The following is a 16,811-nucleotide window of genomic DNA, read 5'->3' on the forward strand; positions in this document are numbered from 1 at the left end:
TGACTATTCGCGTTTTCCGATTAATCGGTAACAGTCTGGGTCAGCGCACGACTGTAAGGGTATCGAACGCGCTCGAAGCGCGAATTCCCATCGAAAGGACCCCCATGTCCTCGGTTCGTCGCGCCCTCGGCACGGCCGTGATCCTCGCCGGTATCTCCTTGTTCGGCCCCGCTTCCGTCGCGTTCGCGCTGTCGGACGCGCCCGCGGCCGCCGATCTGGACTGCGGGAGCTTCCAGTTCCAGGAAGAAGCGCAGGCCGTACTCGACAAAGATCCATCGGATCCGCACGGGCTCGATCGGGACAAGGACGGAATCGCGTGCGAAACGTTGTCGAAGCGGGGAACGACGCCGACGGAAACGATCACGCCCACCGTTCCTCCGATCGCGACGGAAACGAAACCGGTGCCGGGTAGTGCGAAATCCGCGGACAAGGACTGTGCCGATTTCCCGTCCCAGGCCGCGGCGCAGGCCGAGCTCAAGAGGAACCCGCGTGACCCGAACCGGCTCGACGGTGACAAGGACGGGTACGCCTGCGAATCCCGGTTCGGCGAGCCCGCGAAATCCGGCCAGGTGAAAGTCAAGCCTGTCGGCGGCGTCGCGACCGGCGGCGGTGAGGAAACCGCCGAAGTCAACGGCGGTCTCCTGGAGATCGGCGCGGTCGCGCTCACCGGCACGGCCCTGCTGACCGTGTCGGCCGCGGGCGCGTCCCTCGTCCTCCGGCGGCGTGCCGAGCGATGACCAGGGCTTCTTGGCGCCGGTGGCCGTTTCCGCTGGTCATCGGCGCGCTCCTCGGGGTGGTACTCGCGGCCGCGCTGACCGCGTGCGCCGTCCCGCCGACGGGCAAGGTCGCCTCGCCGGCGGCACCGTCCACGGTGTCTTCGGTGGCGACTCCGGCCACCACCGCACCGCCACTCGGACCCGCGAAACCGGCGACGCTCGAAATCCCGGCGATCGGGGTCCGCACCGGCGAGATCGTCGACCTCGGCCTCGCCGGTGACGGCGCCCTGCAGGTGCCGAACGACGCGATCACCACCGGCTGGTTCACCGGCGGCCCGGCCCCCGGCGAGATCGGGCCCGCCGTCCTCGCCGGGCATGTCGACTACAAGAAGGTCCCTGGCGTCTTCGTCCGGCTCAAGGAACTGAAGACCGGCGACGAAGCCGTCGTGCATCGCAAGGACGGGGTCAACGCGGTGTTCACCGTCTACGCCGTCGAGCGGCACCCGAAGACGTCCTTCCCCACGGAGAAGGTCTACGGCGACACGACCGGACCGGAACTGCGCCTGATCACCTGCGGCGGGGACTTCGACTCCTCGACCGGCAACTACCTCGACAACGTCGTCGCCTACGCGAAACTGACCCGCGCTTAGATTCGAGGGATGCGCACGGTTCACGTTGTCACCCATCCGGAGTCCACTCATCACGTCGATCGCCTGGTCGGCGGCTGGTTCGACGCCGAACTCACCCCCGACGGCGAGCGCGCGGCCGTCGCCATCGCGGAGTCGCTGCGCGCGAAGGTGCCGGACGGCGTGGAGATCCACTCCTCGGACCTGCGCCGCACCGCGCGGACGGCGGAACTGATCGGCGAACGGTTCGGCGTGACACCGGTCCTGGACCGGCGGCTGCGTGAGAAGTCGTACGGGGAAGCCGGGGGCAAGCCGCAAGAGTGGCTGGACCGCCGGTTCGTCCCGCCGCCGCCGACCGGCGAACGGCTGGGGCACGACGAGAGGATCCCGGGCGCCGAAACCAAGGGCGCGATGGCCGCGCGGGTCTACGCGGCGATGGACTCGATCCTGGAAAGCCCCCGCGAGCACCAGATCATCGTGACGCACGGTGGCGCGCTGACCTTCGTCATCGCGGCGTGGATCCGGATGCCGCTCGAGTCGGCCGGGTACGTCGACTTCCGCGCGTCGCCCGGCAGCGTCACGGTGCTTCGTGAGGACGACTACTTTCACAACCGGCAGGTCGTGACTCTCGCCGGAAAATGACAGGATCTCCCCGAACTGTCGACGAAGACGTGGGGAGATCACATGCCGAGGTTCCTGCGAGCCATGGCCCTTGCCGCCGCCGTCGCGGTCGTTCCGGTGGCCTTACCCGGCACGTCGGCGGCCGCGACCGAGTCGCGCTGCCCTCAGCTACGGCTGGCCGATCACTGGTACGGCGACAACGCGGCGAAGATCCAGAAGGTCATCGACGAACGCGGTCGTTGCGGCGGGAAGCACGGCGAGCGGCCGGTGGCGGTGTTCGACTGGGACAACACGGTCATCAAGAACGACATCTCCGACCAGACCGTCTTCTGGATGATCCGGCACGACAAGGTCCTGCAGCCGCGGAACAAGGACTGGCGTACGACCAGCCGGTTCATGACCGACGCCGGGGCGTACGCGCTCGGGAAGGCGTGCGGCACCGCCACCCCGGCCGGGAAACCGCTGCCGACCAGCAAGAACGTCAGCTGCGCCGACGAACTCCTGTCCGTGCGGAAGAACGCGAAGACGACCACTGGCGAAGAGGTCTTCGCGGGGAACAACCGGCGCTACATGGAGGCGGCCTACGCCTGGGTCGCGCAGATCAACGCGGGTTACCGGCCGGACGAGGTCCGCGCGATCGCCCGGCAGGCCAGGGCGGCGGCGCTGCTGGCGCCGGTCGGGGCGACCCAGAAGGTCGGCTCGAGCACCCAGGTCGCGTGGATCCGGTACTACCCGGAGATCAAGGACCTGGTCGCGACGCTGAACAAGGCGGGCTTCTCGACGTGGGTCGTTTCCGCCTCGCCGAAGGAGTTCGCGGACGTCTGGGGTTCGGCGATCGGCATCCCGCCGAGCCGCACGCTGGGGATCTACTCGCAGACCACGAACGGCCGGATCAACGGGCATCTCGAGGGCTGCGGCGGGCACGCGGACGGTGCCGACGAGATCATGACCTACATCGACGGCAAACGCTGCTTCATCAACGAAAGGATCCTCGGGATCCGCGGCGCGAAGGCGATGGAAGCGGCACCGGCGGCCAAGCGGCAGGCGCTCGCCGGCGGCGACGCGACCACCGACGTCACCATGCTGCGCGACGCCACCGGAGTCCGCGTCACGCTCAACCGCAACAAGGACGAGCTGATGTGCCGCGCCTACGACAACGCGGACGGGAAGTGGGCGGTGAACCCGATGTTCATCGAGCCCTTCCCCGCGTTGAACCGCACCTACCCGTGCTCGACGACGGCGTACGAGAACGCCGACGGCACGCACGGCCCGGTGCTGCGCGACGACGGCACGGTCATCCCGGAGCAGCGCGACACCGTTCACCCCTGAGCGGGTTCACGAAGCGTGACCCTCGGTCGCCCCGCTGCTACCGTGGCGTTCTTGGCTGAGTGAGGGGGAGGCCGTGGTTGACCTGCTTCAGGTCGTCGTGGACGAAGCCGCGAAGGCGGCCGCGGCCTCGGCGGTGGGGTCCGTCTCCACCGCGACCCGGAACGTGGTGTCGTTGCTCAAGGAAAGGCTCGGCACGGGCAAGTCCGGCAAGGACGCGCTGAGCCGCCGGGCACTCACCGCGGCCCGGGCGGACAAGGAGTGGGCGGATCGCCTGATCGAGGCGGTTTCCGTCCTGCACGACGAAAACGTCTCGACGGCGACAGCCGGAATCGAGAACTTCCGCAACCACTTCGCGATCCTCGCCGACCCACCGAGGACAGGGCTGAAGCTGATCGTCGGCCTGGGAGGTTCGGGAAAGACCGAGCTCGCCCGCCAGATCGCGGACAGGGTGCGGGAAGACTTCCCGTCGGGCCGGGTCGAGGTGCCGCTCGCCCGGTACCGCGACGGCGACGAATTCGACGCCGCCGCGGTGAAACGGTATGTGCTCACGGAATTCGGGATCCCCCACGGCGAGATCCCGGTCGACGACGAGCAACTGGACAGGCAGTTCTTGTCCGTGCTGGTCACCAGGTCGTTCGTGCTGATCCTCGACGACGTCGAACTGGCCGCCGAGCTGGCGTTGTTCACCCGGTTCCGCAGCAGCCTGGTGCTGGCGACGGCCTCGGTCTACAGCCGCGAACTGAAGGCGTGCGATCCCACCGCCATCGAATTGGGCGGCCTCGACGTCGAGGGCGCTCGCCAACTGCTCACGGATTTCTGCGGCAAGGTCCGGCTGCCGGACGAACCGGTCGAGACCGACCGGCTGATAGACCTCTGCGACCGGATGCCGTTCGCGCTCCGCGAGGTCGGTGTCACCCTCGCCGGTCGCGCCGGGGAAGCCCGGCCGGTCGCGACGCTGCTCGACGAGTACCGCGCGACGGGTGTCGTCGACGCCGAAGGGGTCATTCGGGAATCCCTGCGGCGGACGTTCGCGCACCTTTCGGAAGCCGCCGTCGAGGCCGCTGCTCTGCTGGCCGAGCACCCCGGCGGGTTCTTCACCCGGGCCACCGCCGCGGAGATGACGGGCAACCCGAAGGCCGTCGACGAACTGATCGCCGCGCGGCTGACCTACCAGGCCGGCGACTGGTATTCGCTCACCGTCCTCGCCGGACAGTACGCGCGCAAACTGCCCGCCGACCGGGACGCGGGCTTCGACCGGTTGCTCGCCCACGTCCGTGACACGGCGGTCGCGGCGGACTTTCGCGAGAACCCCGATCGGCTGCGCACCTACGTCGTTCCGTCGAAGCGGAGCTGGGAACAGCGGATCGATCACATCGACTGGCTGGAGTGGCACCGGTCGCTGATCGGTGAGCTGGTGAAGCTCGCCTGCCTGCGCCGCCGCTACAAGGAAACCTTGCAGCTGGCCGGAGCCTTCGAAACGCTCGTGAACAAACGCTGGTACTGGCGCGAATTCATCGAGATCAGTGATTGGGCCGTGAAAGCCGTCGAGGCGGACAGGGACGCGAAACCCGCGCAGCTCGCGCGGGCGTTGATGATGCGGGGCAAGGCCCGCTACATGGCCCGCTGGTTCCCGGCCGCGCTGGAGGATCTCGACAGGGCGGCGGAGATCCTGGCCGGTCCGGCGGCGGGGTTCGCGGAGAACCGCTGGCGCAAGCTCCAGGCGTCGCTGGCGGAGTTCCGGGGACGCTTCCACGAAGAGCGCGCGGATCTGCTCGTCCACCGGCAGGCCGGAGCAGCGGAAATCAAGCGGGAACTCGCCGAGGCCGCCCGTCAGCTCCGTCTCGCGTGCGCCCTCAGCACAGAACTCGCCGACGGCCCCGCCCTGGCCATCCACCCCCGGATGCTCGCGAACGTCCTGATCAAACTCGGCGAACCGGCCGAGGCGATCGCCGTCCTCGCCGCGATGATCGCCGCCGGGCGCAATCAGGCCCGGGTCGAGATGGTCTACGCCAACGCGTATCTGGCGCTCGGCGAACTCGCCGAGGCGCGGGTGCGGTTCGACTCAGCCTGGCATCAGCTCGCCGCGCAGCGCGCCGACCAGTACCAGTGGGAACTCCGGGAGCTGAGGGCCAGGCTGATGACGGCGGAAGGCGATCCCGCCGCGGTCGCCGAGTGGGGACAGCTGGCCTACGACGCCACCCGGATCGGCCACCCGCGGGCCGACCGGTACTTCAGCGCACTCGAATCGTGACCGGCCGATCGCCGACTTCGAGCAGTTCGGCCGGTGACAATCGGCCGAGGTAGGCGAGGGAAGCCGCGATCAGCGGGTCGAACGACCGGGCCTCCAGCGTCAGCTCCCGCTGGGCACCGTCACGGGTACGGACCAGGCAGGTGCTCGTGCCGACCGTCGCCGCGGCCACCGCGGCCTCCGGCCACTGCCGGAGGATTTCCTCCGACCACCGGGGAAAGCGGTCGCGCTCCTGCTCTTCGAGTCTGCTGTAGACGATCGCCGCACTGGACAGTTGCCGCAGTGTCGCCCGGGTTTCGTGCGCCACCAGATGTTTTCCCGCCAGATCGTGCCGTCGCCCGGTGCTCGGAAACCGCAGGATCCTCACCGCGTGCCCGGTTTCCTTCGCACCGACGACGAAGGCGGCGACGTCCTGCGGTTCGACGTCGGGCACCTCGTGGGGCGGGAACGTGGCTTCGGTGGCGGGCTCGGAAAGATCCATCAGCCGGTACAGCTGCGGCCGTAGCAGTCCGGCCGACATGCCCGCGGCGCCGACGGCCTGTTTGACGACGGCCGCGTGGTCGCCGGGGTTGTGCCGCCGGATCGCGAGATCGATCTGGGGACCCAGCGCGTCGTCCGGATCGAGCCGCGCGGTCTGCGCGGCGAGCGCGTCGATGGGCGAACCGGGGACCATGGTTTCGCCGCCGTCGCCGATGAGGAGCAACGGCCGGTCGACCGCGGCGGCGTACAGCGCCAGCGAACCGAAGTCCGAGATGACACACGAAGCGGCGGTGAGCGCGGCCTGCCAGCCGGCTTCGGGAGGAAGCACCTGAAGCCCCGCCTGCCGTGCCTCGGAGAGCCAGGCGTCGACCTGCCAAGGGCTGTGGGCCGCGGTGATCCCCGGATGGAGCACGGCGCAGCACCGGTAACCGTCGTACTCCAGTTCGGACACCAGCCGCAGCGGGAGATCGGGCACGGTCCCCAGCAGGGAACCGGGTCCCCACGTGGAGGCGATGACGACCAGGGTGTGGCCGGGATCCCCGAAAGCCGCGCGGTAAGCGGAGGCACGATGCATTCCCGCCCGCAGGCGGTCATGGCACGGATCCCCGACCATCACCGCGCGGGCCGCCGCCTCCGGACCCGCTTCTCGCAGGTGGGCGCGCTGCTCGGCGTGGGAGAGCGCGACCATGGCGGGGACGACCCGGCCGTCGTGCACGAGCCGGGCCGGGTTCATCCCGGCGACCGTCCGGCTCCGCGGGTAGTACTTCTGGTAGCCGATCCCATGAGGCACCAGGACGATCGGCGCGGCGAAGAGGTGGAGGTCGTCGTTCTCGCTCGCCGCGATCACCAGATCGAAGCGGCTTTCGAGGGCTTGCCGCCAAGACACGACCGAGGCGCGAAGCGTGCCGAGGAATTCGGGGACGCCGGCGCTGAAGATCGCGGTGCTGTCCGCGTCGTAGGTGAAGACCAGCTGGATGCGGCGATCGTTTTCGATCAACGACAGGATGTCCAGCAACCTGGTCAGCGTCGTGACCGTGCGGATGACCACCAGGACCTTGCGTTCGATTCCGATGGTGAGCCACTGATCGAATGCGGGATCAACCGGGACCTTGGCCCAAAACGACGGGGGGGGGGAGCCTTTTTCGCGCACTACCTGTCCCGGCGTGCGATCCACGCCGCGGCCTGCGTGCGCCGCTGCATGCCCAGCTTCGCGAGGACGGACGTCACGTAGTTCTTCACCGTCTTCTCGGCGAGGAACAGGCGTTCCGCGATCTCACGGTTGGACATGCCCTGCCCGATCAGGTCCAGCACCTCGCGCTCGCGTTCGGTGAGGGAGCCGAGTTCGTCCTCGGGCGGATGCCGCAGCTTGTCCAGCACCCGCGCCGTCGACAGCGGATCGAGCAGTGACCGGCCCGCCGCGACCTCGCGGACCGCGTTGACGACGTCCTGGCCGCGGACCTGTTTCAGCAGGTACCCGGCCGCACCGGCCATGATCGCGCCGACCATGGCCTCCTCGTCGTCGAACGCGGTCAGCATCAGGCATTGCGGCGCGTTCGGCTTCGAGCGCAGTTCGCGGCAGAGCGCGATGCCGTCGCCGTCCCCGAGCCGCACGTCGACCACCGCGACGTCCGGCTCGACGTGCATCGCCACGGCCAAGGCCTCGTCGACCCCGCTCGCCTCGGCGACGACCTCGATGTCGGGCTCGTCGGAGAGGAGGTCACGCAGGCCGCGCCTCACCACCTCGTGGTCGTCGATGAGCAGCACCTGGATCGGCATACCCCCACGTTACTTCGTCGCCTTGGCGACCACCCGCTCCACCAGCGGAGACGGCAGTTCGGCCCGCTCGGCCAGCCAGCACGCCCACTTCCGCAGCAGGGCCATCGCCACCGGGTCCCGCCAGTCGCCGATCACGTCCAGGTAGTAGCCGATCCGGCCGGGGGAAACGGCGAACCGGGTGTCCGGCACCAGGCCCTCCATCCATTCGACCGCCAGGTCTTCCACGGCCTCGGGATCGGGTTCGCCGCCGTAGCGCTCGCTGTGCCACTCGACGAACAGACTGGCCATTTCGGCCGGGTCGGGGTCGTCGAAGAGCGATTGGTACGGCGGAAGCGGCAGGTTCCGCTTCTTCAGTGCCGTTTCGAGATCCTCGAACCGGCGTTGCGCGCGATGCCAGTTGTCGAGCGCGTCGCGTGACTCGAAGCCGATGACTTCGAAGTCGCAGCTGACCAGGCCGGTGAGCCGTTCGGTGTCGGTCACCGCCTTCGGCTCCGCGTCGCCCGCTTCGTCGCCGAGTTTCTTCCGCCACGCTTCGGTGGCTTGCTCGACGTCGCCGTAGACGCGCCCGTCGGTCAGGGCGGGGATCCCTGACATGTCGACATCGAAGAGGTACACGCCGGGATAGGTGTACGCCGCGATCACCGCGAGGCGGGTGCCGTAGACGTCACGCATCTCCCAGACCTCGCCGGTCGCCTTGATGTTCGCGAGGGACCGCGGCCAGTCCGACAGACTCCCGCTCTCGGACTCGATGCGGGCGATCGTGGACCGCAGCGTCGGCACCACGCCGGGAGCCGCGATCGCGAGCAGGCCGTGCAGCAGTCGCCACAGCGCTTCCGTCGGTTCGGCCTTCGCCAGAGCGGACACCTCGGTGACCAGAACGGCGAAGAACAGGTCGAAGTAGAGGCCGCTGTTGGCGTCGTCGATGGCGCGCATCAGCTCGGCCCCGAGCAGTTCGCAGGTCGCCTGCTCGAGGTCGCGAGCCGTCTTGCAGGCCATCAGCCCCTCGACGCCGCCGAGAATGTTCTCGACTCCCGCCTCGAACCAGTCCGGCAAGGGCTCCGGTTCGGCGGTCAATGGCACCTTCGGCTTTGTCGCCTGCTTCTTGTTCTTCTTGGCCTTCTTCGGCTTCCGGCCACGGGAAACGGGGGACATGGCCGCAAAGCGTAGCCCGTCTAGATCAGCCTGCCGCCCAGAAAACCGCCTTGGCCACCTGCGAGTACAAGCCCTTCGGGTGATCGCGGAACAGCGGCTCGGTGCCGAACAGCACCACCCGTCCGCCGAGCCCCGAAGTGCCGGAGACGACGGCCGCCTGTCCCGCCGCTTGCAGCGGCCCGCCGGTGCCGTCGTCCCGGGTCCGCCAATGCCCCGCGACCAGCGGATTCCCGGTCGCGTAGCGCTGCTCGACCCGGACCGAGGAGCCGAGATCGGTGAACCAGAACGGCCCGTAGACGAACGAGTCCGGCAGCGCGCCGGTCCCTACCGGACCGGTCCCGTCGACGACCGAAACGACGCCGTTGCCGTCCTCCCAGCCCGCCACCGGACGCGCTTCGAGAAGTCCCACGTCAGTGTTGAAACGCGCGCCCGTGGCACCACGGGTGACCACGCCGCCGCGGGCCAAGAAGGCCTTTAGAGCGTCCTTCGCGGCCGGGGTGAGGTCGGTGTACCGCAGTCCCGAAGAGACGAACAACAGGTCCACCTTGGACCAGTCGAAACCGGCGTTGAGTACCGCCGCCGACACCGGCCGGACGTCGAAGCCCATGTCCCGCAACGCCTTCAACTCGTCCGGCCCGACGGCTCCCGCGATCGTCTTACGGCTCAGCGGGCTCGCCGCGCCGCGAGCCTCGGTGAACCGGACGCCGTAGCGGTCCGCCACCTCGGCGGCGGCTGGTCGCGCCGACGCCGGGACGACGATCGTGCCGTCCTCCGCGCGTCCCAGCGCGAGGCCGCGGTTCAGCAGGTCGTTGACGGCGCCGGCGTCCTTGCCGTCGACGAGCTTCAGCGCGAGGTCCCGGCCGGGCGCGGCGTCGATGCCGCCGGTGGGCGACGCTGCGGTGACGTCGTGCGCGCGGACGTCGAGCCTGCCGTGGGAGACGATGTCGACCGACGCGCCCCACAGCAGGCGGTGGCTCCAGCCGGAGATGTCGTACATGACCGGCACCTTCGCCGAGATGTCGCTGCCCTGTTCCAGCATCACGTTCGCCAGGCCGCGCTTCGGCTGGTGCATGTCCACGAGGTACGAACCGGCCGGATACCGGCGCCCGGCCAGCGAGAACGGGCGGTCGGCCTGTCGTACGCGGACGTCGTTGGCCACCAGATGGTCGACGAGTCGCGAAGCCGCGACACCCGAACGCTGGTCGGCGCCCGCGGGGATGACGTACGCACGCGGGAATTCGGTGCGGTAGCGGTCTTCCGGCCCGAAGCCGGGCACGAACCCGTCGGGGATCTCGCGCTGCGCCTCGCCCGCGCCGCCGCGGCGGAACATCTCGATCTGGTTCGCGATCAGCTCACCGCGGTTGCGGTCGACGTAGGTCAGCGTGCTGCCGATGGTGGCCTCGACGACCTCGGTGTTGATCACCGAGCGCCGCTGGAGTTCCGCGACGGGCCGCGTTTCGTAGTCCGCGTTGTTGACCCGCATCGGGATCTCGATCGTGAACGACACCGCGCCGTGGTACATCGCGTACTGGGCCGTGTAGATCGGCGCCCAGCCGTCCCAGCTGCCGGGGTCGTAGTCGCGGAACGGGATCTCCGGCTTCGCCGTCTCCGGTCGCCCCAGCGCCTTCACGGCCTTCTCCATGCCGAGTCCGTTGGCGTACCCGTGCTTGAGGTAGAGGTCGAAGTCGTAGTTCTGGCCGTGCGGCGGGGTGGTCGGCTCGATGAGCGTGTTCTCGACGTAGCCGTGTTCGTCCAGCATCATCAGCGGCTGCTTGCCGATGGCGATCCCGCGCATGGCCCGCACTTCCGGCTGCGACGCGGTGACGAAGTCGCGGTTGGGGTCGAAGCCCTGCGACGTCTGCCGCGTACCGGCGACCCGGCCGTCCGGATTGGCCGTGACGTTGAAGTAGAAGCGGTTCCGCTTCAGCAGTTCGGCGGTCTTGGGATCGTTCGACGTCGCCAGCTTCTCGATGACGCGGAGCGCGCCGTCGGTGCCTTCCCATTCGTTGCCGTGGATGTTGTTGTTGATCCACACCGGCGCCTTGTAACCGTGGCGCAGGAACGGGTCGCGTGCGGCGCGGACCGGGTCGTTCTCGATCAGCGACCGCCACGCGTCCTGCCGCCGCGTCTCGAACGGGCTCTCCGGCGCGGTGACCGTCACCAGGTAGAGGTCACGGCCGAGGCCCGACTGCCCGGCGATCTCGACCGAAACCCGGTTGCCGCGCGCCTGCAGCGCGTTCAGCTTCGGCGCGATCGCGTGATACGGCGCGAGCCCGAGCTTGATCGACTTGTCGGCAGGGTTCTCCGGATACACCCGCAGCTTGGTCTTGCGCGGATACCCGGAGTGGTCGCCTGCGACGTTCTCGCCCGCGGCGGCCCGCGCGGCACCCATCGCCGGGTCGGTCGCGGCGACGTCGTTGCGTTCCGGCCCGTTGCCGGGGTCCCGGTGCGGCGCCGACGGCGGTGGTGCCGCGTGCGCCGGCGCGGCGACCGCGCTCAGGGAAAGCATCAGTGCCAGGACCACGGTGCGAGCCGAACGCGACAAGGGCCACCTCCAAGGACGTCGGCACAGTGTTTCGGCTCGCGAAAGACGTCACAAGACCCGAAAGGGGGCTAACCGGGCGCCGGGGAAACGGTTACTCGCAGGCCACGCCGTCGCCGTCCCGGTCGAGTTTGCGGCTGTAGCCGGGCTGGCCCGCGTACAAGGGCGCCGCGCCTGCCGCCCGCGCGGCGGCGCAGTTCGGGTAGTAAGCGGCCTTGGGCGGGTCCGGTTCCTCGGCCGCGGGCGGAGGCGTGGTCTTCTTCGTGGTGGGCTCGGCCCGAGTGGTCGTCGGCGGCGCCGCGACGGGCTGCTGCGGTGGCGCGACGGAAGTGGGCGGCGTGTCGATCTTGCCGAGGCACGGCGGCCCCCAGAGCCCGTTCCCGGCCGACCGCGCGACGTCCTCCGCGGCCTGGAGCGCGACACCGGCTGCCTTCTCGACAGCCTTGCTCGTGTATTTCGCGTATCCCGCTTTGAGCGCGACGGTGGAGTAATCGCCACCGTTCACCATGCCGACCGACGCCAGCGCGACACCGGCGTCATCGGACACGGCCTGAATGACGACTTCCTGTCCCGCGAGTGTGTTCTTTGCCCACGTGACGGTTTCCGTGGCGAAACATCCATTGGTGCTCGGAGGGGTCGTCAAACCGAGAACATGGATGATTTTCTCGCCACCGGGGCCGGTCACCTTGATCGTGCCGGCATCCATCACCTCGGCCACCCGGTAGGTATTCGGGGCGGTGGACGAAGACGTCGCCGGGCTCGGCGTCTGTTCGACGCGAACAGCCGCGGCGGCAGGCGGTTCCTGTTGTGGCTGTGGTGTTTTACCGAAGACCGCACCGAGTACGAAGAGCACCGAGAAAGCGGCGAGAACGATCATCATCCAGCGGGGCATCCGCTTCTCACGTGAAGGCCGTTCGGTGGGATCGGTGCGCATGGGGCGTCCTCGGAATTCTTGCCTCAGGTGGGCTTTGCCGGTTTTTGTCGTTCATCCACCGAATGTTGTTACAAACCCGGATATTTCGTCACGAAGCGGCCACGAACGGGTCACCGTCGGCGTTCGGGCGTTACGCGGGCGACGGCGTCGCGATCCACCGGTAGACGCTTCGAGAAAAGGAAACGAAATGGCGGAGACAGTCGAAAATCTCGCGTTGACCGGAGACGGCCGGTTCGCCGTGGGCACGACGGAGTTCACCGCCATCGATTTCGAGACCACCGGCCTGCATCCGGGGCACGTGGTCGAGGTCGCCGCCGTGCGTGTCCGTGCGGACGGCACGGTCCTGCGCGAATTCTCGACGCTGGTCAATCCCGGCCGCGGGGTGGACCCCGGCCCGGCCCACGTGCACCGGATCACCCGCCGCGAACTCGACAACGCGCCGTACCTCGGCGAGGTGCTGGGCGATTTCCTCGATCTCTGCCAAGGCAGTGTCCTCGTCGCGCACAACCTGCCCTTCGAGGCGCGGTTCCTCGGCGGGGAATTCGGCAGGCTGGGCGCCCGGGTCCCGGCCATGCCGGGCGTGTGCACGCTGGCCGCGGCACGACGCTCGCTCCGGCTGCCGAACTACCGCCTGGCCACGGTCGCCGAGGCGGTCGGTGTCGGAGAGTTCGCGGCGCACACGGCACTCGCCGACGCGTATGTGTGCGCGCGGATCGTGACGACCCTGGTGACCACGCACGGACTCAGGTTCGCGTCCCCGCCGGTGTTCCCGGAACTACCGCGGTTCGCGCCGGCCGCACGCCTCTCGCCCCGCCGCGCGGTGGTGCCGAGCGGCGGCACCTGGATGGCGGACTTCGTGGATCGGGTACCCGAGGCCGTTTTCGGCGTGCCCGGCCCGCTGCGGGACGCCTACGTCGAACTGCTCGGGAACGCCTTGGCCGACAGGCACATCTCGGACGCCGAAGCGAGGGCCCTCGTCGCCGCGGCTTCGGCGGCGGGGATGTCGGACGCGGATCTGCACCGGGTGCACACCGGGTTCGTCCGCGCGATGCGAGAGCTCGCCGAGAGCGACGGCGTCATCACCACCGAGGAAGAGCGGGATCTGCGCACCGTCGCGGCGGCACTGAGAGTGCCGGAGGTGCTGCACGGGCTCCAGGCCACCGCGACCTCGTCCGGCGTGCGCCGCCGCGTCCTCGTTCTCGGCGACGGGCTGGCAGAGGACGGCTTGCGCGCCGCGGTCCTCGACGCGGGGCTCCAACTCGCGAAGAAGCTCACCGCGTCGGTGACCCACCTGGTCGTGGGATCCGGGGTTCCGCCTGCCGAGCCGCGGATCGCCCGGGCGGGCGAACTCGGTGCGAAGGTGCTCGGAATCGCCGAGGCGCGCCAAGCGCTGGGTCTCGTTCCTCAGCCGTCGACCGCGCCTGTCCCGGCCCCCGCCCCGATTCCGGTCCCCGCGCCTCCGGCGCACTGGCCCGCCCATGACAGGCGGACCGGTGTCTTCACACCTCCTCCGCGGACGCCGTCTGTGACGCTCTGGGCCGGACGCGTCCTGATGGGGCTCGGAATGCTGCTCATGTTCGTCACGGTGCTCGCGCTGTTCGGCGGAGCGGGACTCGCCGCGGGCATCTTCGTCGGTGTCCTGGGCGTCGGCGGGCTGCTCGGCGGCTGGCAGATCGCCGTCAGGGCCTAACTCCCGGGCGCCGGGAAACGGTGCTCGTTCCGGTCGATCTTCGCGTTGGCCGCTTCGATCAGGTCGACGTCCAGGCTGTTCGCCAGCTGCAGCAGGTACAGCGTCACGTCGGCGATTTCGTCGACGACGTTGTGCGCCAGCTCAGGGTCGGAACGCCACTTCGCGGACTCCTCCGGAGTGAGCCACTGGAACAGCGAAGTCAGCTCGCCGACTTCGCCGGACAGGGCCATGACCAGGTTCTTCGGGGTGTGGAACGGTTCCCAGGACCGGGCGGCGGCGAAGTCGCGGAGGCGCTGGTTGAGGTCGTCGAGAGTCACGTGCCGTGCCTACCAGATCGTCACGGTGCGCTAACCGCCGTATGGCGGACGGGCGTTGACGTGCAATTTGCAACTTGCATAGCGTCGCTCCGCGTCGGGGACCCGATCCGGAAGGAAAGCCTTGACGTACCAGCGAAGCCTTCGCTCTCGCATGCTCTCCATCGCCTTCGTGCCGAGCGCGGCCTTGGTGCTCGTCGCGTTGTTCATCGGCGGATTCCTCGTCCAGCAGGCCATTCAGGACCGCGACGACGCCGAAAACGGAGCGGTCGTCATGGCCGACGCGAGCCGGGTGATCGCGTTGCTGCAGAGAGACCGGGCAGTCGCGTTGAAGGCGCCGGGCAGCCGTTCCGCCATCTACACCGCGTACGCCGATCGCATCGACACCTCGCTCTCCTCCCTGCGTGAGATCGCGCGGGCCGCTCCCGACGCCGAGGTCGGCTACCAGCAGACGATCGCCGTCGAGCTGCTCACCGCCGTCGAAGGATTGGACCGCAGCGACTCCCTCGCGGTCGCCGGAATCGACGACGAGGGCCGCCTCGACTACGCCGCGGCGGTCGGCGCCTACCGGTCCAGGCTCGACGCCGTCGCCGGAAAGCTGACGGAAAGTAGTCGCCGGATTTACCGGGAGCTCATCGGCAGCGAGGACTGGAGCCGGTTCGGCGCGGTCGAAACCGCGTTGAGCGCGGCCACGCCGCCACCCGTCGGGCAGGACGCCTGGCGCGTCGCGGCCGGCGTCGTCGGCCGCTCTCTCGGCGACCTCGCCGCCCGCCAGATCGAGTACTCCGCGCAGCTCGCGATCGACGGCGGCCGCCGGGTGCTGAGCGGCGCGCTCGCCGCCGCCGCGTCGATCTCGCTGCTCGCGGGGGTGGTGATGGCGATCGTGATGCTGCTCGCCCGGCGGCTCCCGATCCCGGTCATCCGCTGCCCTTCGCGCCTCGAAGCGACGCCGCTGACCTGGTCACACCTGGTGAGCGATTACGCCGGAAAGAGCACGCTGTTGGCCCACACGCGTCGGCGAACCGGTCGGGCAGACTTGTCCGGGTGAGTTCCACGACGGATCTGCGCCCCTACCTGCGCACCTTGGACGCGGAGACGCTGGCGGACCTGCTTCATGCCCATGCCGAGCGTGACCCTGTGTTACGACAAGCCCTGGAAAGCCGATTCGTCACCCAGGGGAGTGACCTCGCCGAGGCGCACCGTCTCCTCGACACCGCCGTGATGGCGGGCAACGTCGAGTACGCCGCGAAAGTCGGCTCCGTCCTCGACACCCTTCAGCGGCTTCTCGACGCCGGTAGCCGGGCCGATCTCGCCCCGCTCGCCCGCCGGACGGTCGACGACATCAGCGAGATGCTGGAGCAGATCGACGACGCCTCGGGCGAGGTCACGGACCGGCTGGACCGGGCCGTCGAGCTGTACGCGCGGGCTTGCGCCGCGCGCCCGCCGGACCCCGAGAGCCTGGCCGCCTGGATCCTCGAGGTGGAGTTCGACGGTCCAGGATGGCCGGTCATCGAGTTGGCCGACTTCGCCTCGGCGTTGGGGGACAAGGGGATCGCCCGGATAAAGTCCACTGTGGACAGTGTGCTCGCGGAGCATCCGTCCGGGGTGAAACGCGAGACCGCCGAGCGGCTGCGCGAAGAGCTCGCGGAGGTGTCCGGCGACGTCGACGCGCTCGTCGCGATCCTCGCCGCCAAGCCGCCGCGGGTCGACGTCAGCCTCAAGATCGTGCGCGTCCTGCGCGCGGCGGGACGGCACAGTGAGGCCATAGCGCACGCGGCGCGGGCGCTCACCCACGACAAGAAGGAAGAGGCGCCTCCGCTCGAAGAGGAGCCGGTTCCCTTGTCTCGCAAGGTTTTCGACGAGAGTCCCGGCAGTGCGACGTATCTCGCGCTGCGTCAGGAGTCGCTGGAAACGGGGCGGTGGGTCGCGCAGCGGAAGACCGCGCTGGCCAGGCTGCGTGAACTCGCCGCCGAAAACACGGAGGCCGCCGACGAGCTCGTCCGCGCGCTGCTCGGGGAGGACCGGACCGACGAGGCGTGGCGTGCGGCGGTGCGTTTCGAGGCTTCTTTACCGGTGCGCGTCGAACTCGCGGATTCGCGTTCCGTAGCCCATCCGGCCGAAACCATTCCCATATACCGGGACCATGTCGAAGAATTGATCACGCACAAAGATCCGAACTCCTACCGTGAGGCGGCCCGGCAGCTGCGCAAACTCCGCGCGGTGCACAAAAAGGCTGGTACGGCTGAGGAATTCAGCTCGTACCTCGGCACGTTGGTGGAAATACACAAACGCAAGACGCGGCTGATCGCCGAGATCAAGGCGGCGAGGATCGCGATTCCGAAAACGATTCGGGCGTAACCGCTTCCACCGCCGGTCGTTATTC

14 protein-coding genes are annotated in these 16,811 nt (G+C 69.1%); 8 read left to right on the plus strand and 6 right to left on the minus strand.

Annotation, left to right across the window (positions count from 1 at the left end; translation table 11 throughout):
- Positions 1 to 104 precede the first annotated feature (104 nt).
- The 5 genes from ACZ5IK_RS05970 to ACZ5IK_RS05990 all read left to right on the plus strand — a co-directional run bounded on the left by ACZ5IK_RS05970 (position 105) and on the right by ACZ5IK_RS05990 (position 5,543).
- Entirely contained in the window at positions 105 to 737 is a 633-nt protein-coding gene (locus ACZ5IK_RS05970; protein ID WP_465486782.1) for an excalibur calcium-binding domain-containing protein, read from the plus strand.
- On the plus strand, positions 734 to 1,366 hold the full coding sequence (locus ACZ5IK_RS05975; protein WP_465486783.1) for a class F sortase: 633 nt from the start codon (positions 734 to 736) through the stop codon (positions 1,364 to 1,366). Before ACZ5IK_RS05970 ends, ACZ5IK_RS05975 begins: the two co-directional genes overlap by 4 nt.
- A 9-nt stretch (positions 1,367 to 1,375) precedes the next feature.
- Positions 1,376 to 1,984, plus strand: coding sequence for a histidine phosphatase family protein (locus tag ACZ5IK_RS05980; RefSeq protein ID WP_465486784.1), 609 nt, complete (start codon positions 1,376 to 1,378; stop codon positions 1,982 to 1,984).
- A 42-nt stretch (positions 1,985 to 2,026) separates the two neighbouring features.
- The gene (locus ACZ5IK_RS05985) at positions 2,027 to 3,292 is read left to right on the plus strand and encodes an HAD family hydrolase (RefSeq protein WP_465486785.1); all 1,266 of its coding nucleotides are present in this window, start codon (positions 2,027 to 2,029) and stop codon (positions 3,290 to 3,292) included.
- 73 nt (positions 3,293 to 3,365) lie between these two features.
- Entirely contained in the window at positions 3,366 to 5,543 is a 2,178-nt protein-coding gene (locus tag ACZ5IK_RS05990) for an NB-ARC domain-containing protein (RefSeq protein WP_465486786.1), read from the plus strand.
- On the opposite strand, the gene ACZ5IK_RS05995 is transcribed toward ACZ5IK_RS05990, so the two are convergent.
- From ACZ5IK_RS05995 to ACZ5IK_RS06015, 5 genes are all read right to left on the minus strand, one after another.
- A complete protein-coding gene (locus ACZ5IK_RS05995; protein ID WP_465486787.1) occupies positions 5,524 to 7,068 on the minus strand; it encodes a hypothetical protein in 1,545 nt (514 codons plus the stop codon). The two genes, ACZ5IK_RS05990 and ACZ5IK_RS05995, sit on opposite strands and share 20 nt — an antisense overlap.
- A 101-nt stretch (positions 7,069 to 7,169) precedes the next feature.
- Positions 7,170 to 7,796: a response regulator gene (locus tag ACZ5IK_RS06000; RefSeq protein ID WP_101611730.1), complete on the minus strand. Its 627-nt coding sequence runs from the start codon at positions 7,794 to 7,796 to the stop codon at positions 7,170 to 7,172.
- Positions 7,797 to 7,805: 9 nt separating this feature from the next.
- Entirely contained in the window at positions 7,806 to 8,948 is a 1,143-nt protein-coding gene (locus ACZ5IK_RS06005; protein ID WP_465486788.1) for a hypothetical protein, read from the minus strand.
- A 25-nt stretch (positions 8,949 to 8,973) separates the two neighbouring features.
- Positions 8,974 to 11,493: a M14 family zinc carboxypeptidase gene (locus tag ACZ5IK_RS06010; RefSeq protein ID WP_465486789.1), complete on the minus strand. Its 2,520-nt coding sequence runs from the start codon at positions 11,491 to 11,493 to the stop codon at positions 8,974 to 8,976.
- A 91-nt stretch (positions 11,494 to 11,584) separates the two neighbouring features.
- Positions 11,585 to 12,424 (minus strand): excalibur calcium-binding domain-containing protein, encoded by an 840-nt coding sequence (locus ACZ5IK_RS06015; RefSeq protein WP_465486790.1) that lies wholly within the window; start codon positions 12,422 to 12,424, stop codon positions 11,585 to 11,587.
- Positions 12,425 to 12,611: 187 nt separating this feature from the next.
- On the opposite strand from ACZ5IK_RS06015, the gene ACZ5IK_RS06020 reads away from it, so the two are divergent.
- Entirely contained in the window at positions 12,612 to 14,114 is a 1,503-nt protein-coding gene (locus ACZ5IK_RS06020; RefSeq protein ID WP_465486791.1) for a 3'-5' exonuclease, read from the plus strand.
- Here the strand turns inward: ACZ5IK_RS06020 and ACZ5IK_RS06025 are convergent.
- Entirely contained in the window at positions 14,111 to 14,431 is a 321-nt protein-coding gene (locus ACZ5IK_RS06025; RefSeq protein ID WP_101611734.1) for a nucleotide pyrophosphohydrolase, read from the minus strand. The two genes, ACZ5IK_RS06020 and ACZ5IK_RS06025, sit on opposite strands and share 4 nt — an antisense overlap.
- Positions 14,432 to 14,582: 151 nt before the next feature.
- Between ACZ5IK_RS06025 and ACZ5IK_RS06030 the strand changes: the two genes are divergently transcribed.
- Both ACZ5IK_RS06030 and ACZ5IK_RS06035 read left to right on the plus strand, forming a co-directional pair.
- Positions 14,583 to 15,476 carry a nitrate- and nitrite sensing domain-containing protein gene (locus tag ACZ5IK_RS06030; protein ID WP_465486792.1) on the plus strand — a complete coding sequence of 298 codons (894 nt, stop codon included), beginning with the start codon at positions 14,583 to 14,585 and terminating at the stop codon, positions 15,474 to 15,476.
- Positions 15,473 to 16,786, plus strand: coding sequence for a hypothetical protein (locus ACZ5IK_RS06035; RefSeq protein ID WP_465486793.1), 1,314 nt, complete (start codon positions 15,473 to 15,475; stop codon positions 16,784 to 16,786). Before ACZ5IK_RS06030 ends, ACZ5IK_RS06035 begins: the two co-directional genes overlap by 4 nt.
- The last annotated feature ends 25 nt before the right edge of the window (positions 16,787 to 16,811 follow it).

The organism is Amycolatopsis sp. NPDC031561, from assembly GCF_055580625.1.

Excerpts from the sequence above, each read along its gene's own strand:
- ACZ5IK_RS05970 (WP_465486782.1), top strand. The coding sequence starts at position 105 with ATGTCCTCGGTTCGTCGCGCCCTCGGCACGGCCGTGATCCTCGCCGGT.
- ACZ5IK_RS05975 (WP_465486783.1), top strand. The coding sequence starts at position 734 with ATGACCAGGGCTTCTTGGCGCCGGTGGCCGTTTCCGCTGGTCATCGGC.
- ACZ5IK_RS05980 (WP_465486784.1), top strand. The coding sequence starts at position 1,376 with ATGCGCACGGTTCACGTTGTCACCCATCCGGAGTCCACTCATCACGTC.
- ACZ5IK_RS05985 (WP_465486785.1), top strand. The coding sequence starts at position 2,027 with ATGCCGAGGTTCCTGCGAGCCATGGCCCTTGCCGCCGCCGTCGCGGTC.
- ACZ5IK_RS06000 (WP_101611730.1), bottom strand. The coding sequence starts at position 7,796 with ATGCCGATCCAGGTGCTGCTCATCGACGACCACGAGGTGGTGAGGCGC.
- ACZ5IK_RS06005 (WP_465486788.1), bottom strand. The coding sequence starts at position 8,948 with ATGTCCCCCGTTTCCCGTGGCCGGAAGCCGAAGAAGGCCAAGAAGAAC.
- ACZ5IK_RS06015 (WP_465486790.1), bottom strand. The coding sequence starts at position 12,424 with ATGCGCACCGATCCCACCGAACGGCCTTCACGTGAGAAGCGGATGCCC.
- ACZ5IK_RS06020 (WP_465486791.1), top strand. The coding sequence starts at position 12,612 with ATGGCGGAGACAGTCGAAAATCTCGCGTTGACCGGAGACGGCCGGTTC.
- ACZ5IK_RS06030 (WP_465486792.1), top strand. The coding sequence starts at position 14,583 with ATGCTCTCCATCGCCTTCGTGCCGAGCGCGGCCTTGGTGCTCGTCGCG.